Below are 23,300 nucleotides of genomic sequence, written 5' to 3'. Positions count from 1 at the left end.
ATTATCCTGGAGGGTTGAGTCCGGTCAGGCGCAAGCGGTTGCGTCCGCCGCGTTTCGATTCGTAGAGAGCGGCGTCGCCTTGTTCGATCAGCGCCGTCAGGTGCGCGGGCGGCTTGTCGAACAGGCTGGCGCCGATGCTCAGGGTCACCGCAGCCGTGGTGGGGAACGTCTGGGAGGTCATGCTCAGAAACTGCTCACGCAACGCGTTGCCCAGTTCCATGACGCGCTCACCCGAGGTGCTGCTGAGCAAAATGACAAACTCATCACCGCCCAGGCGTGCGGTCAGCGCATTGCGCGGCAGCACCGAGCGGATCATCTCGCTCAAGGTAATCAGCAAACGATCGCCGGCGGTGTGGCCGTATTGGTCGTTGACCAGTTTGAAGTTGTCGATGTCGATCAGCAGCAAGGCGCCGGGATGCGCCGGCGAAACGTGTTCGAACAGGCGCGGCGCGCGTTTTTCCAGGGCGCGGCGGTTATACAAAGCGGTCAGCGGGTCGCGTTCGGCGAGGCGGGCGATCTGTTTTTCGCGGCGATAACGCTCGGTGCCGGTCATCGACAGGGCGATCAACATGATTGCCATCGCGCCCTCGACCAGGGAAATCTGAATGATCTCGCCGCGAAACGCCGCCAGATCGATCAGCGTGCCGGGGATCACCACAGTCAGCGCTTTGGCAACGTAGAAAATACCGTGACCGAGCAGCACATAGCGCAACTGCACCGCGCCGACGCTCAACGATTTGCCATGGGGGCGCAGCAGCGAGCTGGCCTTGAGGGTCGACAGCGCCACCAGCAACGAATTGGCCGCCAGCATGACCTTCGACCACAGCGGCCCCTCCGGCAACAGCAGCAAGACCAGCCAGGTGACAAAGATCAGGTACCAGGCCGTCGACAAGCGTATCTGCGTGAAACGCGCGACGCCGAGCAGAAACAGGAAATGCGCGGTCACCAGCAGGCCGTTGGCGAACCAGATGCCGATCAGCAAAAAGCCGCTGCTGCGCAGCAGGGCCAGGGTGGAACCGACCGTGATGGTGGCAAAACCGGCGCTCCAGAACAGCAGCGAAGGCTCACGAATGCTGCGCCATTCGCTCGCCAGGTACAGCGCTGCGGCGGCTGCGAGGGCGATGGAAAGGGTCAGCATCGTAGGTGGGTCGAGCGGCATTTCTTGATGAGCCTGTCTGAGTGGCAGTTTGACCGGCGATTGTAAGCGTTCGGGCGGTTTTTTCGCAGAGGTCGTGTTGCCGCGCAGATCATTGGCAGCGGGGAGGGCGCGGTCGCTCGCCGCCGCCCTGACCGCCGTGCCGATCGGTCATGGCTTGGGCTCAAGCCAGGTGTCGACGACTCGGCGATCCAGCTCTTCCCAATAGGCCATGCCCAGCACCCGGGTGGTGTTAAGCCCGCGCAGGTAACCGCGCAACTGGTTGGCGGTGTCTTGGATGAGCTGCGGGTCGGTAATGCCTTTGTCCAGCAATACGCTTTCGTACTGAACCAGGTATTCGGCCACACGCTCGCGAAAATCGGGCAGAACGGCGTCACGGATCAGGTCAAACGTTCTCAAGGCGAACTCCTCATGGGCTGTTTTTCTCGTTGTGGTTGAGTGTGTAGCAGTCTGCACGTCGCGCAACTATTGCTAGAAGTAATAGTGACCATCACGAAACGCAAGTTCTGCTTTGTCGGCATTCGGCGGAAAATCGCTTCCATCGAACACGCAGCTCAAGGAATTTGCGCGATGAACACCCTGACCCGACTGGCTTTTGTCGCCCTGCTGACAGGCGGCGCACTGTTCACAGCTCCGACTTACGCAGCCGACGCCGGGTCGTGTCACTTCCAGACCATCACGGGCAGCAGCGCCACGTTGCAGCATTCGCAAACCGTGGGTGTGTTGCTCAGCGAGAACACCCTGGACAACCTGCAATACCTTGAGCGTTACCACAACATGGCGGTCAACGGCGCGAAAGACGCGCTGGATTCGCGGATTCGTGAAGCGTTCGTCGACAGTTCCGATCCGGAGCTGGCCATCGACTGGCTGGTGAGTTCGCTGCAACAGCAGTTCTTGTCGGTAACTGTTTACGACAACCTTGATGCCCTGGTACAGGCGCATCCGGACGTGGTGGTGAAGCTCGACACCTTCAACCGCTTGCTGACGCAGCAGAACAGTCTGGTTGAAGCGCGTTTTACCGCACGCTTCTACGACGCCGACCTGCAATACATCGGCAAGGCAGAAGGCGCCGTCGAGAAGCAGTTGCCTTCGGTCTGGGTGCATAACCAGGCGGCACCGGCCATCGCTGCACAGATCGGCAAGCAGCGTGACCTGCAACTCAACGCGTTGAAGCAATTCGATGTGTCGCTCAAGGCGCTGGTAGCGTCGAGCTGATCACTTAAAACATAAATGGCGACGGCGGCTCCGTGAGGCTGAACCGTTGTCGGTTGAACCGAACCTTTATTTTCAGGATGACACTGATGCGTCTTTTATTTGTGCCCGCTCTGGCCGTTGCCTCTTTGCTGCTCGCCGGTTGCGCTTCGGCGCCGAACAATCCGAGCCTGACGCTGCAGACCAGCAAGACGCCTGCGCAGTACGCCGATTGTGTTGTGCCGAAGTTGCAGGGCAGTGCATTGAATCCGACGGTTTCGCAGACTCAGCGTAGTTATCGGATTGTGGTGCCGAGCAAGATTTCTGCTGACAACGTGCTGGAGGCTTATAAGGCCGGTAATGGCGGCAAGGTGTTTATCTATGAGCGCCATTTGCTGGCTTCGAATCTTTTGCCTTCGAGTTTTGAGCGGGCGGCGCAGGATTGCATCTGACTTTGGCTTTTTTACGTATTGACTGAGCTCCTTTGGTTGGCCGCAACCAACCAATTTTTTGCCTCGCGCCCTTGTGTGGTTGCGGGGCTTTTTTTTGTTTTGGCTTGGCGGCCTTTGGGCCGACCATGCTCTGGGTGTTCTTTGTGAATATCCGTTTCTGCGGGTGTCGCCGCTGGCGGTTTCGCTCTTACAGCGACTCACTTTTCCAGACGCCGAAAAGTAAGCAAAAGGCTGGGCCCCGGCGTTCGGCCCGCTCGCTGGGGCTCGGGGTTCCTTCGCTCCGGGATCGATCCGGGCGCAGCGCCTACGGTTTGCTTCGCTGCACCTCCTCTCGCTGTGTTTGGCTTCGCCAAACGGTCGCTGCGCTCCCACCCCCGGATCAATCCCTCCACTCAGCCTGCCGAAGGGGCCAGCACGGCAAGATCAAGAGCTGCAGCCGAGCTAACGCTCATCCTGTTGAGTGGTGAAGAGCGGGGCGTGGTCGGCTTTGGATTTGTGGTGGTGCTTCCCCTCACCCCAGCCCTCTCCCGAGGGAGAGGGGCCGATCTGTGGGCTTTTCACAGCCTGAGTTCAACGCGGTATCGCACGTCGGTGTAACTCTCCCAAACACCACCGTCAGTTCCTTCTCCCTCCGGGAGAGGGTTAGGGTGAGGGGCTTTTGATCTGGGCTATGCAGCCGGTTGCTGTAACATGCGGCATCTTCAACCTTGCGAGCAGCGAAAATGGATTCTCACTCGATATTGACCTTCACTCTGGTCGCCGCAATTGCCATCGCCAGTCCGGGGCCGGCGACGCTGATGGCGATCAACAATAGCCTTGCTCACGGGCAGCGCAGCACGATCTGGTCGTCGCTGGGCAATGCCAGTGGGCTGTTCTGTCTGTCGGCGGCGGCGATGTTGGGGTTGGGGGCGTTGTTGGCCAGTTCTGAAGTGCTGTTTAACGCGGTGAAGATCATCGGGGCCGGGTATCTGTTCTACCTCGGGGTCAAGCAATTGTTCAAAAAGGGGCCGATGCTGCCGGATGGGATTGAAGGTGAGGCGGGCAGGGTGCGACCGACTCGCGGCAAGCTGTACAAGTCGGCGTTCCTGACGGCGGTGACCAATCCCAAGGCGACGATGTTTTTTACTGCGTTGTTTCCGCAGTTCATTGATCAGGGCGCGGCGTTGCTGCCGCAGTTTCTGATCCTGACCTCGATCTTCATGGCGTTGTCAGTGTCGTCACTGAGTGTCTATGCCGCGCTGGCTTCGCGCGCGAAGGGCGTGCTGACCCGTCCGGCGTTGTCCCGTTGGGTCAGTCGTGTGGTTGGTTCGACCTTTATCGGTTTTGGCGCGGCGATTCTGACAATGCGGCGGCAGGCGGCTTAAAGCCATTTGTACCGGGCCGGGAGTCTCGCCACGAAGCAGGTTCCCGACTCGGCGCTTGAGGTCACGCTTAATGTACCGTTGTGCGCCATCGCGATCTGCGAGGCGATATACAGCCCCAGCCCTAAACCCTCGCAACGTTGCCCGGCCTCGGCGCGGGAGAACGGTTCAAACAGCAGTGGCAGCAGTTGCGCTGGAATCGGTGTGCCCTGGTTGGTCAGGGAGATCACGATCTCGTCATTTTCCGCATACGCCTTGAGGACGATTGGCGCGCTGTTCGAGCCATGGGTGGCCGCGTTGCCCAGCAGATTGGAAAGCAATTGGCTGATGCGCAGCGCATCGCAATAAATGCCCGCCGGCACATCCAGTTCATGGATAAACACCGCTTGGGGATGGGACGCTTGTACCTCGGCGAGGGTCAATTGCAGGGTGTGCTGCAAGTCGTCCACTAACTTGCGCTGCACCGGAATCCCGCCACCCAGGCGTCCTCGGGCAAAGTCGAGGATGTTTTCGATCAACACGCCCATGCGCACCGAGCTGTTGCGAATCGCCGCAATCAGGTTGAGTGAACGTTTGTCTTCGGTTTTGCTTTCCAGCAAGTCAGCGCTCATGCGCACCGCGCTCAGTGGTGTGCGCAAGTCGTGGCCGAGAACGGCGATGAATTGCTCGCGCAGGCGCCCGAGTTCATTGGCGTTGTTCAGCTCGATTCGGGTCGCTTCCAGATGGCGTTGCGTGTCCAGGTTCATGGCGATCAATTGAGCGAACAGGGTCAGTGTTTTGGTGATGGCCGGTTCGTCGATATTGGCCGGGACCGAGTCGATGGCGCACAGCGTACCGAAGAAGTCGCCATTGGCTTTGACGATGGGAATGGAGATGTAGCTTTCCAGCCCATAGGTTTTCGGCGTGTGGTGCAGCGAAAAGACCGGGTGCGCGCTGGCGTGCCCGAAGATCACCGGCTGCTTATGCTGGCGGATCTCGTGGCAGATGGTCGATTCAAGTACCAGTTCGCCACCGGGTTTGAGCCCGAAATCAATGGAGTCATCGACAGCGCATGCCACCCAGTTGCTTTCGGTGACCCGCGCGACTGCGGCGAAACGCATGCCAGTGAGGTGTTTGACCATGCTCAGGATGACTGGCACTGCGTCAATGCTGCGGATCGCGTCAATGTCAGGGGTAAAGGCCGGATTGGTCATGGCGCGATGCTTCGTGAAGAGTTCGCTCAGAGACTAACGGTTATTGCTGCTCATGACTAATGAAGAGGCCAGAAAGTACAAGGGCGCCGTGGCTTTCCCCGGCGCCCTTGTTTGTTACTGATTAGAAGGTCAGCGACTCAGAACTTGTACTTCGCCGTCAGCATATAGCTGCGCGGGTTGCCGTAGTTGTCGTTGGAGCCCCACGTGACATTGGAGCCGATGGCGGAGTAGTAGACGCGATCAAAGATATTGTTCGCGTTGACCTGCAGATCCAGGTGTTTGTTGACCTCGTACCCGGCCATCAGGTCGGTGACCGCATAGCCGCCCTGTTCAAGGCGGTAGCTACCGTTATTGGCCAGTGCGACGTCGTTGTACATGCGGCTCTGCCAGTAAACGTTGCCGCCCACGCGCAGGTGTTGCAGCGGACCCTGGAAGCGATAGACGGTGGACACCTTGAACAGATGCTCTGGCGTGTCGGTTTTGAAACGTTGATTGTTGTTGGCCGGGTTTTCGTCCTTGATGTAGTGCGCGCGGGTATAGGTATAGCCAGCGCCGACCTGCCAGTTGTCGGTCAGCGCGCCTTGCAGTTCCATGTCCACGCCCTGGCTGCGTACCTTGCCCGATGAGCCGTAGCAGGTCAGGACCGGGCAACCGAACTGATTGTCGGCCTGGGTGGCACGACCGGTCTGGTCCATCTGGAACACCGCCAGACTGGCGTTGAGGGTGCCGTCGAAGTACTCGCCCTTGATACCCACCTCGTAGTTTTCGCCGACGATCGGTTCGAGCACCTTGCCGCCGAGGTCCTTCTGGGTTTGCGGGGTGAAGATGTCGGTGTAGCTGGCGTACACCGAATGATGGTCGTCGAGCTTGTAGATCAGGCCGGCATAACGGGTCAGGTTACGCGTGACTTTGTAGTCGCCATCGGCCGTGCGGTCGTCGTAGTCGTACCAGTCGAGGCGGCCGCCGAGAATCAGTGTCAGCGGGTCGGCCAGGCTCAGGCGGGTGGTCAGGTAGACGGCGTCCTGAGTGGTGACGGTGCGGGTTTTGCCGTCCCGTACGAAATCAGGTTTGGGCGCGCCAATCGGCCAGGCCGTGGTGTACGGATCGTATTCCTTGGTGGTCGCGTCATACACCCGGTTGCTGGCGCCGACCACCAGTTCGTGGCTGCGGCCGAACGCTTCGAACGGACCACTGGCGAACACGTCGAGCGAGCGCTGCTTGTCGGTGTGATGGGATTGATAGGCCGTGGTTTCCAGCGGACCGGCGTAACGCGACAGGTAAGTCCCGGAGAACTCGCCGTCGAGGGTCGAGGATGAGCCGGCGACGTGCAGTTTCCAGTCGTTGTCGAAACGATGCTCGACCTCGCCGAACACAGTATCGATCTGCAGCTTGCGGTTTTCCCAGTCGGTGCCCGGGTAGGTGGAGCGGGGCAGGTCGAGGTGGTGGCCGTTGGTGCCGATCGGCAGGCCGCCCCAGAAATAGTTGGTCTGTTCGTTCTGACGCGAGAAGCCGAGGGTCGCGGTGGTGCTGTCGCTGAGGTCGGCTTCACCGATGGCGTAGAACAGGCCATGGTCGTTTTCTTCCTTGTCGCGGAAGCTGTCGGCGCCTTGATAGGAACTGACCACCCGGCCACGCAGGGTGCCGCTTTCGTTCAACGGGCTGGAGGCGTCGATCTCGCCACGGTAGTCATCCCAACTGCCGGCGGCGCCGGTGAGGGTTACACGCTGATCGGCCGTCGGGCGTTTGCGCACCAGGTTGATCGCCGCCGAAGGGTTGCCGGCACCGGTGACCAGGCCGGTCGCGCCACGGACAATTTCGACGCGGTCGAACATTGCCAGGTTCGGTTGCACCGCCATCGAGAACGGCGAATAGGAGCTCGGCAGGCCGTCGTACATGATGGTGTCGATGTCGAAACCGCGCGAACTGTAAGTCTGCCGACCCGGGCCGCTGGCCTGACTGAGGAACAGTCCCGGCGTGCCTTTCACCACGTCGTTGATGCTGGTCATGTTCTGGTCGTCCATGCGCTGACGGGTGATCACTGTTACTGCTTGGGGTGTTTCGCGCATGGTCAGCGACAGCTTGGTCGCCGTCCGCATCGGGCCGGTGGTGTAGGACTGGGTGTCTTCGGTGGTGCTGCTCATCTGGGTCGCGCCGATCTCCGTCGCGTCCAGTTCCAGCGTGGCCGGCGCGGCTGCTTCAGACGTGGCAGGTGTTGCCTCATCGGCCAGCGCCGGTGTGATGCTGGCCATGCAAATGGCGAGTGCCAACAGGTTTGGTGAACGGTTTGAGCGGCGGTGTATGGTGCAAAACGACATCAATCTGCTTCCCCAAATGATACGAAAACGAATCCAGTGCGAGTGCGTGTAGGAATTATTCGCATTAGTCTGTCAGATCATTCCGGGTGAAGAAAGGCGTACGGCTCAGTTAGTTAACGAATTTTTCACAATCGGCCGGGCGCTCTACGGCGCGGGCTGGCGCAGAGTCGTGGTTTTTCGGGGGCGAGATAGAGGCAAAACGGGCCGATCACAAACGCTATTGATCGGCCCGCTGCTGAGTGTGATGAAAGGGCTGTCAGTTCAAATCTTCAGCCTGGTGACGCTCGGGTACTTGGGTTGCTTCATCACCCCAGGTGCGATTGACGCGTTGCCCACGAATGACCGCCGGCCGCTGGGCGATGTCCTCGGCCCAGCGCTGTAAATGGGTGTACTCGTGAGCTGCGAGAAACTCGGCCGCCGAATAAACGTTGTTGCGCACCAATTGCCCGTACCACGGCCAGACTGCGATGTCAGCGATGGTGTAGCTGTCGCCGGCCAGATAGGCGCTTTCGGCCAGACGCCGGTCGAGCACGTCCAGTTGCCGCTTGGCTTCCATGGTGAAGCGGTTGATCGGGTACTCCATCTTCTCCGGCGCATAGGCATAGAAATGCCCGAAACCGCCGCCCAGGTAGGGCGCCGAGCCCATCTGCCAGAACAGCCAGTTCAAGGTTTCGGTGCGGCCCGCCGGATCCTTCGGCAGGAATGCGCCGAATTTTTCCGCCAGGTATAGCAGGATCGAACCGGATTCGAACACACGAATCGGCGGCTCAACGCTACGGTCCATTAGCGCCGGAATTTTCGAATTGGGGTTGATCTCGACAAAGCCGCTGGAGAACTGGTCACCCTCGCCAATGCGGATCAGCCACGCATCGTATTCGGCAGCGCTGTGCCCCAGCGCTAACAGCTCCTCCAGCATAATCGTCACTTTGACGCCGTTGGGCGTGGCCAGCGAGTAGAGCTGCAACGGATGCTTGCCGACTGGCAGCGTCTTTTCATGGGTCGGCCCGGCAACCGGCCGGTTGATGCTGGCGAACTGGCCACCGGACGGGGCTTCGTTTTTCCAGACCTGGGGCGGAACGTACGGTGCTTTGCTCATGTAAGGGGCCTCATCTTGGCAAGTGGAAAAAATACCTCGCTGATAATAGACAGCACACCACAGAACCCGCCTCCTGATCCAGAGTGCGATTGATCGGTCTGATCAGTCATTTCGCGCGCAGGTAGCGAATCCATTCGCTGGCTTTTCTGAAACCATAAAAACCCAGGATCGAGACGGCGATGACCGCGATCATCGGCCCGATCACACCCAGCCCTGTGGTCATCTGGGCGTAGGCCGCGAGGGACAGGGCAAGCACCGCATAGCCGGCGAGGTACCTCCTGTAGGCGATCAAGAGCGTTGGCACCATCAGGACGACGAACAGATGAGTGGCGATGGTGATCAGGATTTGTGCGACCAATTGGACAGGCACGCTGCCCATGGATGCCTGAGCCATGGTTATCTCGGCGTCGTACAGAAACATCTGCAGTGAAATGACGGTTATTGCGGCCATTACCAGCGCAGCCAACGCCGCAATTTTTGAGCGTTTCATCTGATCTCCAACGGGTGAAGCAACGTCTGATAAATGAATCTTTCAGCCTCAGCGCTGCGGCCATTGATCCTTGATTTCAAACCACGGCGCCTTCGATGTTACTTCCACGTGTTGCTGTTTTTCCGTGGTGAACGTCGTGTCGAGCGTGCCCAGCGCAACCGAGATCCAGCCGTTGAATTCCCCTTGATTGCTTGCCCAGAACAGCGACGAGCCGCAGTGCGTGCAGAACTGGCGTTGTACCGATTCAGACGATTGATACGACTTCAGATGGTCAGCACCTTCCAGCAACTCCAGGTTCTGGCGCTGCACGCTGCCATAGCTGGCAAACGCCGCGCCGTGGCTTTTGCGGCACTGGCTGCAATGGCAATGCGAAAGCGCCTTGGGCCGTGAACGGATCTGGTATTTCACCGCTCCGCACAGGCAACTGCCCCGGAAGGTCTGAGGGGAGGGCGTGAGCATTGTTATTGCGAATCCTTGTAGGTAATGGCTTGTTTCAAGGGGGCAGGTGACTGCGACAGAAACCCGCTGATCAGGGAAATCACCTGTTGCTGAATGACCGCACGCGGACGACCACCGTCGCCATCGGTGCAGATGATGCTGTCGCCCGGTACATCCTCGTCGAGCATGGCCACGGCGCCAGGTTTGCAGATTGCCATGAAACTGAAGTGACTGGCGTCGCTGATCTCGACGAAATGCGATGAGGTTTTTGGCAGACGTTTGGCGAGGTCGACGGACTCCAGTTCAGCGGGCAGTTCTTTCGACGGCACGCCGGCAGCGATCACCAGGATCGGCACGGGGTAGGCCGCGAGGCTGGCGTCGGTCATCCCGCGCGACAGGCCCAGATCCAGTGAAACCACGGCAGTGACGCGCTTGTCACGCCAGTCGGCGGCCAATTGAGCTTTCGCTTGCGCGGTGTTTGCAGTGTTCATTTGTTGGTAGGCGGTGCAACTGGCGAGTTGCGTGTGGACCTTGCAGTCTTCGGCAAAACGCTCGGGGTCAAAGCGCGCGCCGCCGGCTTCGAGGACCGTCCAGCCGCCGAGCGAATGGCCGACTATGGCAATGCGATCCTGGGTCACTGCGCCGAATTTCTCCGGTTGCGCCGTCACCGCATCAATGGCGCGGCTGAGGTCAACGGGGCGCTGCCACAACTGCGCCGCGGCTTGCGGGCTGCGATCACGGCTGGTGGTGCCGGGGTGGTTGACCGCTGCGACGATGTAACCCTGACGGGCCAGCGCGCTGGCCAACCACGTCTGGTTGATCCAGCTCCCGCCATTGCCGTGGGATAGCACAACCAATGGATGCTCGCCTTTGGCGGCCGGGGCGTTGAGCACCGCAGGGGCGCCGACGAATACCGGGTTGTCGCCGAACAATTGTGGTGTCGCAGCGGTGGTCGCACTCGGGTACCAGACGACCATTTCTACCGGGCGCTCATTGCGCGGATCCGCCAGCGTGGCGTACTGGAAACCAACGGGTTGGGCGTCAGCGAAGGCGTGGCTGCTTAAGCAGATCAGTAGCAGGGCACCGAGCGTTTTTTTCATTGTTGTTATCTTCCGTGATGGGCCGAATGGGCGAGGTGGACTTTGCCCGATTTCGCGCGCTTCAGCGAGCCTCTTTGAGCCCTGCGTCTTAAACATTTTCCATCGGCCAGCGCGTGGCCAGATGCGCTGTCAGATAGTCCAGAAAGGCTTTGACCTTCGGCGTCATCGCCGCACGTTCCTGCACGCAGGCATAGATGTCCATTGGCTGGACGACGCTGTGTTCAAACAGCGGCACCAGTTGCCCGGTCGCCAGGAAAGGCGCTGCAACAAACTCCGCCAGTCGCGTGATCCCTGCACCGTGAACCGCCATTTGCGCCAGTGCATCAATGTCATCACTGATGGCGGTGGCGTTGACAGGGGCGTCGAAACGCTGCCCGTCGCGGATAAAACTCCAGCGCAGAAAACGCCCGTCCAGGGGATAACGAAAGGCCAGGCAGGCATGGTTTTGCAGATCATCCGGCGATTGCGGCCACCCTGCACGCTGCAGATAAGCCGGCGCGGCGCACATGATGAAGGGCAGCGAAACGATCTTGCGTGCAACGATGCCGTCCTCCAGTTGCGGCTTGATTCGAAGGCTCAGATCGATGCCGTCCTGGATGTGGTTGATCTTGCCGTTGGTGGTCGACAGTTCGATGAGCAGGCGCGGGTGCTGTGCGGTGAAGCCGGCAATCAGCGACGCCAGCACATGGCGGCCAAAGGCAGATGTCGAGGCGATGCTCAGCCGGCCCTGCAGCTCGGTTTCATCGCTGCTGATCAAGCTTTGCGCCGATTCCAGATCCGCCGCAATCCGGCGGACTTTCTCGTAGTACACCGCGCCGTTTTCGGTCAGTGCCATGCTGCGCGTGGTGCGTCGCAACAGCCGTACACCGAGGTGCGCTTCCAGTCGATTGAGCGTCTGGCTCACCGCCGCTGCACTGACACCGAGGGTCTTGGCGGCGCCGACAATCGAGCCGGCTTCGACCACTTTGATAAAACTGGCAATCGCCGTCAGCAGATTCATTCATCGTCCCGTTGAGGGTTGATTCGTAAGTTCTGCTTTATAAAGTACCTGCGACTGAGCGTCTAGTTGCGGCAGACCGGCTTTGCTAACGTGCGGTCTCCCTGTCAATGGATGGAAACGCCTTATGAATCAACCAACAAGCTCCGAAGCCATGATCCTTGGCCGACGCAAGCTGTCGCCGCGCGCCACGCCGTATGTGTTTGCGTTGTACATGGCGACGATCATGGCGTTCCTGATGTCGTTGGTGATCACCGCTGCCAATTCGGGCATTGATAACGACTACCTGAGTAATGCCTTGCACGCCTATAAGCTGGCGATGCCGGTGGCGTTCCTGTGCATCCTGGTCGTGCGGCCGATCGTGATCAAACTGGTGGCGTTCACGGTGCATCCGCATCGTTGAAAGCCTCCGCGTCATCAGTGGCTGTTCTACCGACTTCGCGAGCAGGCTCGCTCCCACATTTGCAACTAAATTCCCTGTGGGAGCGAGCCTGCTCGCGAATGGCCTCACCACCGATCGACAGGTCTTGTGGGGGACTCAGAAAAACAAACAAGGATTGGCCTGAGGAAACCAATCGAAACTTCGCCAACAACCCAACTGTCCAGACCCTTACACCTCCCGTCGGATGTTCTGCCGGGGCAGCTCCATGCAGCGGAGAAAGAAGAGGATCGAGATGACGATGACAGTGGGAGATTTTCTGGTCGAGCGGCTCAGCCAATGGGGCGTTACGCGAATTTTTGGTTATCCGGGTGACGGCATCAACGGCGTGTTCGGCGCGCTCAGTCGGGCCAAGGGCAAAATCGAATTCGTTCAGGCGCGGCATGAAGAAATGGCCGCGTTCATGGCCTCGGCGCATGCCAAGTTCACCGGCGAGCTGGGTGTGTGCATCGCCACTTCCGGCCCGGGCGCCTCGCACCTGATCACCGGCCTCTATGACGCGCGCATGGACCACATGCCGGTGCTGGCCATTGTCGGCCAGCAGGCACGCACGGCGCTGGGCAGTCACTACCAGCAAGAGCTGGATCTGGTGTCGATGTTCAAGGATGTCGCCGGGGCATTTGTGCAGCAGGCGTCGGCGCCTTCGCAGGTGCGGCATTTGCTCGATCGCGCAGTGCGCACGGCCGTGGGCGAACGCCGGGTAACCGCGCTGATTCTGCCCAACGATTTGCAGGAACTGAAGTATGAAGCACCGGCGCGCGCCCATGGCACCGCGCATTCCGGGGTGGGTTACACGAAACCCAAAGTGCTGCCTTATGACGAGGATCTGCAGCGGGCCGCCGAGGTTTTGAATGCGGGAGAGAAGGTCGCCATTCTGGTTGGCGCCGGGGCATTGCAGGCGACCGATCAAGTCATCGCCGTGGCGGAAAAACTCGGTGCCGGTGTCGCCAAAGCGCTTCTGGGTAAAGCCGTGTTGCCTGACGATCTGTCTTGGGTCACCGGCAGCATCGGCCTGCTCGGCACCGAACCGAGCTACAAGCTGATGAACGAATGCGACACTTTGCTGATGATCGGCTCGGGTTTTCCGTACTCGGAATTTCTGCCCAAGGAAGGCCAGGCGCGCGGCGTGCAGATCGATTTGCAGCCGGACATGCTCAGCCTGCGTTATCCGATGGAGGTCAATCTGGTCGGCGACTCGGCGGAAACGCTCGCCGCGTTATTGCCACTGCTCGAACAGAAAACCTCCAACAAGTGGCGCAAGAAAATCGAAGGTTGGCGCAGCAGTTGGGAGAAAACCCTCGAAAGACGAGCCATGGCCAAAGCCGACCCGGTCAACCCGCAACGGGTGGTCTATGAGCTGTCGTCACGCTTGCCCGATGAGGCGATCATCACCAGCGACTCCGGCTCCTGCGCCAACTGGTTTGCCCGCGATCTGAAAGTCCGCCGTGGCATGCAGTGCTCGTTGTCCGGTGGCCTGGCGTCCATGGGCGCCGCTGTGCCTTACGCGATTGCCGCCAAATTCGCCTATCCCGAACGTCCGGTGATCGCGCTGGTGGGTGACGGCGCAATGCAGATGAACAACATGGCCGAACTGATCACCGTCGCCAAATACTGGCGGCAGTGGGCGAGTCCGAAATGGATCTGCGCGGTGTTCAACAACGAGGATCTCAATCAGGTCACGTGGGAGCAGCGGGTGATGGAGGGCGATCCGAAGTTCGAAGCGTCGCAAAGTATCCCGGACGTGCCTTACCACTTGTTCGCCATTTCCATTGGCCTGAAAGGCATTTTTGTCGATCGCGAAGAAGACGTCGCCGCTGCGTGGGAAAAGGCACTGGCCTCGGAAGTGCCAGTGGTGATCGAGTTCAAGACCGACCCGAACGTGCCGCCCTTGCCGCCGCACATCAAGCTTGAGCAGGCGAAGAAATTCGCCACGACGTTGCTCAAAGGCGATCCGGATGAAGCCGGGGTGATCGTGCAAACCGCCAAACAGGTGCTCGGCGCCGTGTTACCCGGGAAAAAATAACCGGTTAATCGACAGACAACTGTAGGAGCTGCCGGAGGCTGCGATCTTTTGATCTTGATCTTTAAAAACAAAATCAAAAGATCGCAGCCTTCGGCGGCTCCTACAGGTCAGGAGGTGGACTTTTGATTTATGTGGGCTGCGCAGGCTGGAGTCTGGGGCGCGAACACTGGCCGGTATTTGCCCTGGAGGGCACGCATTTGCAGCGCTACGCCGCGCGACTCAATGGCGTGGAAATCAACAGCTCGTTCTACCGTCCGCATCGCCGGCAAACCTACGAGCGTTGGGCCGATGGTGTAGCGGAGAACTTCCGGTTTTCGGTGAAAATGCCCAAACACATCACCCATGAATTACGCCTGACAGGTTGCGAGGCGGCGCTGGACAGGTTTCTGGCTGAATGCGGCGGTCTGGGCGAACGCTTGGGCTGCTTGCTGGTGCAGTTACCACCTTCGCTGGCGTTTGACGCCGCCAGCGCCGAAACCTTTTTCACGACATTGCGCGAGCGGTTCTCCGGCGCAGTGGTGCTCGAGCCAAGGCATGAATCATGGGTCAGCGCCGAGTCGATGTTAATGACTCATCAGATCGCCCAAGCAGCAGTCGATCCTTCGCGCATCCGCCGTGATGTTTCGCCAGGTGGCTGGGCGGGAACACAGTATTGGCGCCTGCACGGCTCACCGCGCATTTACCACAGCGCCTACGATTCACCTTATCTGCAACACCTCGCAGACGCCTTGCTGTCAGCGACCGCTGCAGGTGCCACGACCTGGTGCATTTTCGACAATACCGCCAGCGGCGCGGCGCTGGGCAATGCCTTGACGCTGGCGACGCTGACCTCCGCTTGAATCAGGCCGACAGGTGCTCATACAGAATCGTCGCACCGACAATCATCAGCACCACGCCCCCGACGATTTCCGCACGCTTGCCAACCACAGCACCGAGCACTCGGCCGAGCATCACGCCAATAGTCACCATGGTCATGGTCGCCAGACCGATCGCCGCTGCCGCGACCCAGATGTTCACGTCGACAAACGCCAGGCCGACGCCGACCGCGAGGGCATCGATGCTGGTGGCAAACGCGGTAACGGCGAGAATCAGGAAGGAGTGCGAACCGGGTTTTTCTTCCTCCTCTTCTTCGTGTTTCAGACCGTTGTAGATCATGTGCAGGCCGAGAACCAGCAGCAGGGTGAAGGCGATCCAGTGGTCCCATTCAGCCACCCAGCGAGTGGCTGCCTGACCGATCAACCACCCGATGATGGGCGTGATGGCTTCGATCACGCCGAAGATCAAACCGGTGCGCAGGGCTTCGGTGAGGCGTGGTTTGTGCAGGCTGGAGCCTTTGCCGATGGCGGCGGCGAACGCATCCGTGGACATGGCCAGAGCGAGGAAAATGAGGGAAACAGGATTCACGGGGGCACACTTCCAGTCGGGCTATGAGTCAACGACACAACCACACGCCCGACTTTAGGCATGGATGTGTCGTCGGTCTCACCAACCAAAAGGTGTTCGCACCACGGCATGTTGCCGAGAATGTTGATACGAACGCTTCCGAAAGGCTCGGAAACAGGCTACTCCCCAACGAGGCTGCGGATCTTAACAGGTCGATATGAAAATTTCGTCAAAACCATTGCATCGGACGTCAGGTGCAGCGCGTCACGCGGGTTTCTCGTTGATGCGCAATTCAGCACACAAGCCCCCCTGCGGCAGGTTGTATAGCTGCAGGGTGCTGCCGACCTTGCTGACGATCATCTGCACAATCGCCAGGCCCAATCCGGCGCCATTGGCGTGGCCGTGGCTGTAGAAACGCTCAAACAGACGCGCGTAGTCGGCTTCGTCGATGCCGGGACCAGCGTCCTCGACACTGATGTACACCGCGCCGGATGCCTGCGGCTGGACCTGCACGCGCACTTCGCTGCCGGGCGGGGCGAAGTTCAAGGCGTTGGTGACCAGATTCTGCAGGGCGATGGCCAGCGCCACAGGGTCGGTTTCGACCGGGCAGTGATGATCGCTGTCGAGAATCAGTTCGACGTCCTTTTCCCAGGCCAGTGGCGCCAGTTCAGCGAGTTCTTCGCGCACCAGCGCGGTGAGTTCCACCGGACTATTTTGCGGGTTGGCCAGGCGCGGCTCGATGCGCGCCATGGTCAGCAACTGGCTGGCAATACGGGTCGCGCGGTCTACGGCGCTGACCAGAAACTCCAGCGCTTCTTCGCGTTGTTGCGCGGTACTGGCAAGCTGCGCGTTTTGCGCATGGATGCGCAGGATCGCCAGCGGCGTGCGCAATTCATGGGCGGCATCGGCGATAAAGCGGCGTTCGCGGGCGAGCAGATTGTCGATCTGCTGCAGCAGGCGATTGAGCGCGGTTTGCATCGGTTCAAGGTCGTGGGGCAGGGGCCTGAGGTTCAGCGGCTTGAGGCTGTCAGTGTTGCGCCCGCGAATGGTCTGCGCCATGGCTCGCAACGGTTGCAGCCCCCAGCCAATCGTCAGCCAGATCAGAACCGTCAGCACTGGTACGCCGATCACGCTCGGCCACAACGTGTGGCCAACAATACGCTCGATCAGATCCTGCCGAATGTCATCGCGTTCACCCACCCAGATCAACAACCCTTGCTGCGCGTCCTTGAGCAGAAAGGCGCACCAGTCGCGGCCGTTTTCCATCAGATCATGAGAACCGAGGGTGGTCGGCGGCGCACTAAGTTCCGGTGCTTCGGCCGAGCGCATCAGCAATTGCCCGTCGCTGCGCCAGACCTGAAAGGTCAGACGGGTTTCGTAGGGATGTGCTGCCTCGCCATCGCCGACCCGGCTCATCGCTTCATCGAAGGCCTGATGCAGCCGCTGCCAGTCGTTATCGCCTGGGGCGCGTTGCGCCAGCACACCCTGAAGCAGGCGTGCGCTCTGCGCCAGTTGTGCGTCGTAGACCTCTTCGATTTCATGATGGCTGTCGCGCAATACCAGCCAACTGATCAGCACATCGCCCATCAACACCAGGATCAGCACCGGTACCAGAATCCGCGCACGTATCGAGATCATGCTTTGCCCGCCACCACGTAACCGACGCCGCGCACGGTGCGGATCAACTCGGTCGAGAGTTTTTTGCGCAGGTTGTGGATCAGCACTTCGAGGGTGTTGCTCTCGACCCGTTCCTGCCAGCCATACAGCGCCCCCGAAAGACGCTCGCGGGTGACGACTTTGCCAGGCCGGGCCAGCAGTTGATGCAGCAGTTGATATTCCATCGGCGTCACCACCACCTCGTTGCCGTGCCAGGTGACTTGTTGACTGACCGGATCAAGGCACACGCCGGCATGTTCCAGCACCGGTTGCGCACGGCCCTGACTGCGCCGCAGCAAGGCGCGGATGCGCGCCTTCAACTCATCGACATCGAACGGTTTGATCAGGTAGTCGTCGGCACCGGCGTCGAGGCCGGCGATGCGTTCGGCGGTGCCATCGCGCGCGGTGAGGATCAGCACCGGCAAATCCTGCTGCTCGCCGCGCAATTGCTGGAGCAAGGTCAGGCCATCGAGGCGGGGCAGGCCAAGGTCGAGCAGCAGCAGATCGAAGCTTTCACTGCGCAGCGCATGCAAGGCACTGACACCGTCCTGCAACCAGTCGAGCGTGTAGCCTTCGCTGCTCAGGGCAACGCGAATGCCTTGTCCGAGGGCACGATCATCTTCGACCAGAAGCAGGCGCATGGGCGGTTCTCTGTGAGCAATAGGGTGTTGGATGGGCGGCATGATGCCGCCACACATCGCGCCGTGGCAGGCTATCCGACGGGAAAGATGTAACGACTCGTTGCCAACTAAGCTTTCGCTAAGGTTGCTTTTGCACAGTGAGGCCTTCCTCATCCCGCGAGAGTGATTCCATGCGCAAACTGCTGCTGTTGTCTTTGATCATCGCCAGCCCGTTGGCCGTCGCCGGCCCGCAATGCACCACCGCCGAGCGCTCGCAATGGCAAGACCAGAACGCCTTTCAGGAACAGCTGAAAGCCCAGGGCTACGAGATCAGCAAGTTCAAGGTCACCGACGGCAACTGCTACGAGATCTACGGCTTCGACAAGGACAAACGCAAGGTCGAGATCTACCACGACCCGGTCAGCGGTAAAGCGGTCAAGACCGAGATCAAGGGCTGATGCCGGACGCATCCCTGCGCCTGTGGGATCCCGTGGTACGGCTGTTTCATCTGTCGATCGCGGGCGTCTTCGTCGCCAATTACTTCTTCAATGAGGCCGGTGATGACTGGCATGTCTGGCTCGGCTATTACGCCATGAGCTGGCTGTCGGTGCGTGTGGTGTGGGGATTCGTCGGGCCGCGCAGTGCACGCTGGGCGGACTTCTGGCCAACGCCATCGCGTTTGCTCGGCCATGCACGGTCGTTGCTGGCCGGGCGGCCCGAGCATCGCCTCGGCCACTCGCCGATTGGCGCGCTGGTGATGATCCTGATGTTGCTGGCATTGCTGACCATCGGCCTCAGTGGTTGGGCGACGGAGGAGGTCGACGCTTTGTGGGGCGCCGATTGGCCGCTGCTCGTACACGAACGCGCTGCCGACGGTTTGCTGATTTTGGTCTGCGTCCACATCGCGGCTGCTGTGTTTGAAAGTTTTCAGGTTCGCGACAACTTGCCGTTGTCGATGCTCACAGGACGCCGTCGCCGATTGCCGGATGATTCGACGCGCTGACAAGGATGTCTGCCCATTGTTAACCCTCTTGTCCTTGCCGCGAGTCTCCTATGCGTGCGTTGTCCTTTCGCTTGACATTTACCCTCGGCAGCCTCGCTGTGTGCCTGATCTTTCTGGCGGCGTGGCGCAGTCATCCGACCCACGTGCTGGCGCCATTCGCGCTCTCGGCTGCGCCAGTTGATGCCGCGCAGCCACCTTCCGAGCCGATGTACAGCAGCCGTTTCGTTTCCTCGCAACTGGACGATTTTGTTCATTCGTCGTCGGTCACCGCGCTGCCCGGCGGCGACCTGATGGCGGTGTGGTTTGCCGGCTCGCGCGAAGGCGCTGCCGACGTGCAGATCCGCACGGCGCGGTTCGACGCGAAGACGGCGGAGTGGGGCGCCGAACACGTGTTGGCGACCCGTGAATCCACCCGCGACGGCACGCGCCGTTACATCCGCAAACTGGGTAACCCGGTGATCGCCCTCGCGCCAGATCAGCGTTTGTGGATGTTCTATGTCTCGGTGTCCGTTGGCGGTTGGGCGACCAGTGCGATCAACGTGATGGTGTCCGAGGACTTCGGGCGCAACTGGTCAACGCCACGGCAACTGATCACCTCGCCGTTTTTCAACATCAGCACGTTGGTGCGCGCCGCGCCGGTGTTCCATGCCGACGGCTCGATAGGTTTGCCGGTGTATCACGAATTCATGGGCAAGTTTGCCGAATACCTGTATCTGAGCGCGGACGGCGCGGTGATCGATAAATTCCGCATCAGCCGTGGCAAGCACTCGTTGCAACCGACCATCGTGCCGCTGGACGGCCACCGCGCCGTGGCCATGCTGCGCTATGCCGGCGAGACCCATCATCGCGTGCTCGCCAGCCGCACCAACGACGCCGGTCAGACCTGGAGCGAACCGTATCCGTTGGAACCGGCCAACCCCAACTCGTCGCTGGCGGCGGTGGGCACGGCTGACGACGGCTTGCTGGTGGCGCTCAACGATTTGCAGGACGGCCGTTTCAAACTCAGCCTGTACGGCACCGATGCCAACCTCAACGATTGGCGCGCCGTCATCGATCTGGATCAATCACCCGATCCGCTCGGCCAGCCGTTCGCCCCCGAGGCCTACAAAGCGATCATTGGCGAAGGCTTCCGGGCCTCCAGTGGCGCGCGCCGCTTGCCATTGGAGCAACGCTTTCTGAGCAATCTCGATTACCGCGTGTGCAAACCACGCGGCTGTGATTTCGAGTACGAATACCCGTATTTCAGCCGGGGTTCGGACGGTCTCTATCACCTGGTGTATTCGTGGAATAACACCTTTATCAAACATGTCAGCTTCAACGATGCGTGGCTGGCGGAGCGCCTGTGATGATGTTTCCCTGGCAAGCCCATTTCAGTTTCATCCTGCTCGGTTTTGTTTTGCTCAGTGCGCTTGGCCTGGCCCGACGCTGGCGGCCGTGGCTGCTGCCGTTGTTGGCACTGGCCAGTTTTGTCCCGGTCAGCGAGCTGCCGCTGGCGGCCTATGTGCGCAGCTTTACCGACGATCTGGCGATCACCACGCTGGTGTTGCTGTCTTGGTTCAGCCTGCTGCGCCTGGGCGTGGTTCAGCCGTTGCCCACGCTCAAACGGGTCCAGGTGCTGGTGCTGTTTGGTCTTATGGCACTGATCCTGTACCCGGCGACGATGGGCCTGACCTATGTCGATCCGTACCGCTGGGGCTTCAACCCGCGACCGATGATTGTGCTGATCGGGCTGATCACACTGGCGCTGTTGTGGCTGCGCAACGGATTGGGCGTAGCGATGCTGGCGCTTGGCACGCTGGCCTTCGCGCTGCGCCTCAAAGCCTCGGAAAACTATTGGGATTACCTGATCGATCCGCTGCTGGTCGGTTACTGCCTGGTCGCCGGCGCTGCGTTTTGCATCCGCGAAGTCTGGCGCCTGTTGCGGCCGGTCTTGGCCGTGCCGACATCTTCAAACTGAATCACGACACTGAGGTCAACGATGGGGTGGTTGCAATCGCGGCGCCTGCGCTACGGCGTAGGGGCGGCAGGTTTGACGTTTTTACTCTTGGCCCTTCTGCGGCTGGGGTTTGTGCTGGGCTTTTCCGGTGTCGATGTCAGCGCGTTCGCCGACGACCCGCAACTGCGTGAAACCCTCGGCATCGGCTTGCGCTTCGATCTGCGCCTTGCCGTGTTGCTGATGTTGCCGCTGGCGATATTGGCCTGGCTGCCACGCTGGAACCTCACGCGCGTGCCGTTGCTGCGCCGTGTGGCGCGGGTCTATTGGTTGCTGGCGCTGGGCGTAGTTGGTCTGGTTTACATCATCGATTTCGGCCATTACGCCTACCTCGGCGTGCGCATCAACGCCACGGTGCTGCGTTATCTGGAAGATGCGCAGATCTCGCAGCAAATGGTCTGGGAAACCTATCCGGTAATGTGGATCGCCCTTGGTTGGCTGGCGGTGCTGTTGCTGTGGTTCTACGGATTTCTGCGCCTGGAACGCGCGACGCTGGCTCGTGAACCTCGGGCCATCCGCCGTACCTCGTTGATATTTGCCAGCAGCGTGGGCCTGGTGGCTGTGCTGTTGGCGTTGCTCGGTCGCGTGGAAAATCTCAACCTGGAAAACCCGGTGCCGTTGCGTTGGAGCGATGCGTTTTTCTCCGGCAATGCGCAGATTGCCGCCGTAGGCCTGAACCCGGTGCTGTTCCTCTACGACACGCTCAAGGCCGGGCAGGCGCAGTTCGATGAAGCGCAGGTGCGCGAGCATTACCCTGTGATTGCGCGCTATCTGGGCGTGGCGCAACCGGATGCGCAGACGCTGAAGTTCGAGCGGCAACAAACGATGCAACCCTATCGTGTCGCCGGAACGCCGAACGTGATGTTCGTCATGCTCGAATCGTTGGGCACCAGCGCGGTGGGCGCCTATGGCAACCCGCTGAACCCGACGCCGAATCTTGATCGACTGGCGACCGAGAGCTGGTTTTTCCGCCACTTCTACGTGCCGGTCACCGGTACTGCGAAAACCGTGTGGGCCAGCATCACCGGGGTGCCGGACGTTACCCGTCAGGAGACTGCCACCCGGCATCCGCTGATCACCCGCCAGCACACGCTGATCAACGCCTTCAGCGATTATCAGAAGCTCTACATGATCGGTGGCAATGCCGGATGGGCGAATATCAATGCGCTGATCCAGCAAAGTATCGAGGGCGTGAAGCTGTATCAGGAGAGTGACTGGCGTTCGCCGCTGGTGGATGTCTGGGGGATTTCCGATCTGGACTTGTTCAAGGAAAGCGACCGCATCCTGCGTGACTTGCCCAAGGACCGAGCGTTTTTCGCCTACGTGCAAACGTCGGGTAACCATCGGCCGTTCACCATTCCCAAAGACAACGACGGCTTCCAGATCAGTAATCTGTCGCTGGAGCAGGTGCAAGCCGCCGGTTCACGCAGCGTCGAGCAATACAATGCCGTGCGCCTGCTGGACTTCAACATTGGCAAGCTGATGGAACTGGCCAAGGCCGGCGGCTATTACGACAACACGATTTTCGTGTTCTTCGGCGACCACAACACCCGCATCAGCCAGATCCCGCACATGCCACCGGCCTTCGAACAACTGGGGCTGGAAAGCAACCATGTGCCCATGCTGATTCATGCGCCGGGCTTGCTTAAACCCAAGGTGATCGATGAAGCGGTGGGGCTAGTGGATCTGCTGCCGACCGTGGCGGGCATGGCCGGTATCCCGTTCAGCAACGGCGCGATGGGCCGTGACATTCAGCAGCCGGCGCCGGAAGGCGAGCGCGTGGTGCCGCTGGTGTTGCGCGAAGGTACGTTCCCGTTGATCGGCGGCGTGACCCAGCATCATCTGCTGCAAATGCAACACGACGGCAGCGCGCCGACCTTGCATGACCTGCGCTCAGCCACGCCGCGGGACAACGTCGCCGAGCAACACCCGCAGGAGTTTCAGCGCTTGCTGGAACTGACGCGGGGGTTGCATGAAAGTGCGCGGTTGATGCTGTATCGCAATGTGCGTTGAGCGCTGAACTGGCGAGACGTACAAGGCTGCGGTGAAAATGACCTTTGCCAAGGGTGCGTCACTGGATGATCCGGCGGGGTTGTTCAATGCCAGTCTGGAGGGCAATACGCGACGGGCGATTGATTTCCACGAGGGTGACCGGATTGATGAGAAAGTGTTGATTGCGCTGATTCGGGCGGCCGTGAAACTCAATATGGCGAAGAAGCCCTCACCCTAGCCCTCTCCCAGGGGGAGAGGGGACTGACCGGGGTGTTCATGCAAGTTACGCCGACCGGAAATACCGGGGGGAACTGAAGATTCAAAAAGCACACAGATCGGCTCCCTTTCCCCCTCGCCCCCTTGGGGGAGAGGGCTGGGGTGAGGGGGTGGATCCCGCAGACT

23 protein-coding genes, 1 pseudogene and 1 riboswitch are annotated in these 23,300 nt (G+C 60.2%); of the genes and pseudogenes, 12 read left to right on the top strand and 12 right to left on the bottom strand.

From position 1 onward, the window contains the following. Window position 1 precedes the first annotated feature (1 nt). Both HU754_RS16495 and HU754_RS16490 read right to left on the bottom strand, forming a co-directional pair. Window positions 2-1,159 carry a GGDEF domain-containing protein gene (locus HU754_RS16495; RefSeq protein WP_186624324.1) on the bottom strand — a complete coding sequence of 386 codons (1,158 nt, stop codon included), beginning with the start codon at window positions 1,157-1,159 and terminating at the stop codon, window positions 2-4. A 147-nt stretch (window positions 1,160-1,306) separates the two neighbouring features. Continuing rightward, complete coding sequence (locus tag HU754_RS16490; protein ID WP_093433206.1) at window positions 1,307-1,555, bottom strand: hypothetical protein; 249 nt, start codon at window positions 1,553-1,555, stop codon at window positions 1,307-1,309. 171 nt (window positions 1,556-1,726) lie between these two features. On the opposite strand from HU754_RS16490, the gene HU754_RS16485 reads away from it, so the two are divergent. From HU754_RS16485 to HU754_RS16475, 3 genes are all read left to right on the top strand, one after another. After that, on the top strand, window positions 1,727-2,371 hold the full coding sequence (locus HU754_RS16485; RefSeq protein ID WP_186624323.1) for an ATPase: 645 nt from the start codon (window positions 1,727-1,729) through the stop codon (window positions 2,369-2,371). 86 nt (window positions 2,372-2,457) lie between these two features. After that, window positions 2,458-2,799, top strand: coding sequence for a hypothetical protein (locus tag HU754_RS16480; protein WP_095126388.1), 342 nt, complete (start codon window positions 2,458-2,460; stop codon window positions 2,797-2,799). Window positions 2,800-3,521: 722 nt separating this feature from the next. Beyond that, the gene (locus HU754_RS16475; RefSeq protein WP_093433198.1) at window positions 3,522-4,163 is read left to right on the top strand and encodes a LysE family translocator; all 642 of its coding nucleotides are present in this window, start codon (window positions 3,522-3,524) and stop codon (window positions 4,161-4,163) included. Here the strand turns inward: HU754_RS16475 and HU754_RS16470 are convergent. The 7 genes from HU754_RS16470 to HU754_RS16440 all read right to left on the bottom strand — a co-directional run bounded on the left by HU754_RS16470 (window position 4,160) and on the right by HU754_RS16440 (window position 11,792). Then, window positions 4,160-5,353, bottom strand: a complete 1,194-nt coding sequence (locus HU754_RS16470) for a GAF domain-containing sensor histidine kinase (protein WP_099758980.1) — start codon at window positions 5,351-5,353, stop codon at window positions 4,160-4,162. The two genes, HU754_RS16475 and HU754_RS16470, sit on opposite strands and share 4 nt — an antisense overlap. Before the next feature lie 137 nt (window positions 5,354-5,490). Then, window positions 5,491-7,668, bottom strand: coding sequence for a TonB-dependent siderophore receptor (locus HU754_RS16465; protein ID WP_186624322.1), 2,178 nt, complete (start codon window positions 7,666-7,668; stop codon window positions 5,491-5,493). 256 nt (window positions 7,669-7,924) lie between these two features. Then, entirely contained in the window at window positions 7,925-8,764 is an 840-nt protein-coding gene (gene yghU / locus HU754_RS16460; RefSeq protein WP_186624321.1) for a glutathione-dependent disulfide-bond oxidoreductase, read from the bottom strand. A 106-nt stretch (window positions 8,765-8,870) separates the two neighbouring features. Continuing rightward, entirely contained in the window at window positions 8,871-9,254 is a 384-nt protein-coding gene (locus HU754_RS16455) for a hypothetical protein (protein WP_093433186.1), read from the bottom strand. Between the two features lie 48 nt (window positions 9,255-9,302). Then, window positions 9,303-9,713 carry a GFA family protein gene (locus HU754_RS16450; protein WP_099758983.1) on the bottom strand — a complete coding sequence of 137 codons (411 nt, stop codon included), beginning with the start codon at window positions 9,711-9,713 and terminating at the stop codon, window positions 9,303-9,305. 2 nt (window positions 9,714-9,715) lie between these two features. Further along, window positions 9,716-10,792, bottom strand: coding sequence for an alpha/beta hydrolase family protein (locus HU754_RS16445; protein ID WP_186624320.1), 1,077 nt, complete (start codon window positions 10,790-10,792; stop codon window positions 9,716-9,718). Window positions 10,793-10,880: 88 nt separating this feature from the next. Next, window positions 10,881-11,792 (bottom strand): LysR family transcriptional regulator, encoded by a 912-nt coding sequence (locus HU754_RS16440; RefSeq protein WP_186624319.1) that lies wholly within the window; start codon window positions 11,790-11,792, stop codon window positions 10,881-10,883. Window positions 11,793-11,916: 124 nt separating this feature from the next. Between HU754_RS16440 and HU754_RS16435 the strand changes: the two genes are divergently transcribed. From HU754_RS16435 to HU754_RS16425, 3 genes are all read left to right on the top strand, one after another. Beyond that, window positions 11,917-12,192 carry a DUF2798 domain-containing protein gene (locus HU754_RS16435; protein ID WP_186624318.1) on the top strand — a complete coding sequence of 92 codons (276 nt, stop codon included), beginning with the start codon at window positions 11,917-11,919 and terminating at the stop codon, window positions 12,190-12,192. Window positions 12,193-12,463: 271 nt separating this feature from the next. After that, the gene (locus HU754_RS16430) at window positions 12,464-14,251 is read left to right on the top strand and encodes a thiamine pyrophosphate-requiring protein (protein ID WP_186624317.1); all 1,788 of its coding nucleotides are present in this window, start codon (window positions 12,464-12,466) and stop codon (window positions 14,249-14,251) included. Between the two features lie 122 nt (window positions 14,252-14,373). Then, window positions 14,374-15,090, top strand: a complete 717-nt coding sequence (locus HU754_RS16425) for a DUF72 domain-containing protein (RefSeq protein ID WP_186624316.1) — start codon at window positions 14,374-14,376, stop codon at window positions 15,088-15,090. A gap of 1 nt (window position 15,091) precedes the next feature. Here HU754_RS16425 and mntP read toward each other — a convergent pair whose 3' ends face one another. From mntP to HU754_RS16410, 3 genes are all read right to left on the bottom strand, one after another. Further along, complete coding sequence (mntP, locus tag HU754_RS16420) at window positions 15,092-15,655, bottom strand: manganese efflux pump MntP (protein WP_093433172.1); 564 nt, start codon at window positions 15,653-15,655, stop codon at window positions 15,092-15,094. An 8-nt stretch (window positions 15,656-15,663) separates the two neighbouring features. Beyond that, window positions 15,664-15,835, bottom strand: a riboswitch (yybP-ykoY riboswitch). Between the two features lie 63 nt (window positions 15,836-15,898). Continuing rightward, window positions 15,899-17,272: an ATP-binding protein gene (locus tag HU754_RS16415; protein WP_186624315.1), complete on the bottom strand. Its 1,374-nt coding sequence runs from the start codon at window positions 17,270-17,272 to the stop codon at window positions 15,899-15,901. Continuing rightward, a complete protein-coding gene (locus HU754_RS16410) occupies window positions 17,269-17,931 on the bottom strand; it encodes a response regulator (RefSeq protein WP_186624314.1) in 663 nt (220 codons plus the stop codon). Before HU754_RS16410 ends, HU754_RS16415 begins: the two co-directional genes overlap by 4 nt. Before the next feature lie 170 nt (window positions 17,932-18,101). Between HU754_RS16410 and HU754_RS16405 the strand changes: the two genes are divergently transcribed. The 6 genes and pseudogenes from HU754_RS16405 to HU754_RS16380 all read left to right on the top strand — a co-directional run. Next, on the top strand, window positions 18,102-18,368 hold the full coding sequence (locus HU754_RS16405) for a PepSY domain-containing protein (protein ID WP_093433166.1): 267 nt from the start codon (window positions 18,102-18,104) through the stop codon (window positions 18,366-18,368). Beyond that, window positions 18,368-18,913: a cytochrome b/b6 domain-containing protein gene (locus HU754_RS16400; protein ID WP_186624313.1), complete on the top strand. Its 546-nt coding sequence runs from the start codon at window positions 18,368-18,370 to the stop codon at window positions 18,911-18,913. The genes HU754_RS16405 and HU754_RS16400 overlap by 1 nt, the downstream gene beginning before the upstream one ends. 50 nt (window positions 18,914-18,963) lie before the next feature. Beyond that, window positions 18,964-20,259 (top strand): sialidase family protein, encoded by a 1,296-nt coding sequence (locus tag HU754_RS16395; protein WP_186624312.1) that lies wholly within the window; start codon window positions 18,964-18,966, stop codon window positions 20,257-20,259. Beyond that, window positions 20,259-20,870 (top strand): hypothetical protein, encoded by a 612-nt coding sequence (locus HU754_RS16390; protein WP_093433159.1) that lies wholly within the window; start codon window positions 20,259-20,261, stop codon window positions 20,868-20,870. Before HU754_RS16395 ends, HU754_RS16390 begins: the two co-directional genes overlap by 1 nt. Window positions 20,871-20,891: 21 nt before the next feature. Next, window positions 20,892-22,919, top strand: a complete 2,028-nt coding sequence (locus HU754_RS16385) for an LTA synthase family protein (protein WP_186624311.1) — start codon at window positions 20,892-20,894, stop codon at window positions 22,917-22,919. 7 nt (window positions 22,920-22,926) lie between these two features. Next, a pseudogene (locus HU754_RS16380) lies at window positions 22,927-23,136 on the top strand (DUF1801 domain-containing protein); the annotation flags it as partial. Window positions 23,137-23,300 lie beyond the last annotated feature (164 nt).

The sequence above is a fragment of the Pseudomonas zeae genome (genome assembly GCF_014268485.2).
Taxonomy (GTDB): domain Bacteria; phylum Pseudomonadota; class Gammaproteobacteria; order Pseudomonadales; family Pseudomonadaceae; genus Aquipseudomonas; species Aquipseudomonas neuropathica.
The sequence above is the reverse complement of the archived record's forward strand: the minus strand, read 5'-3'. Positions and strand labels throughout refer to the sequence as shown.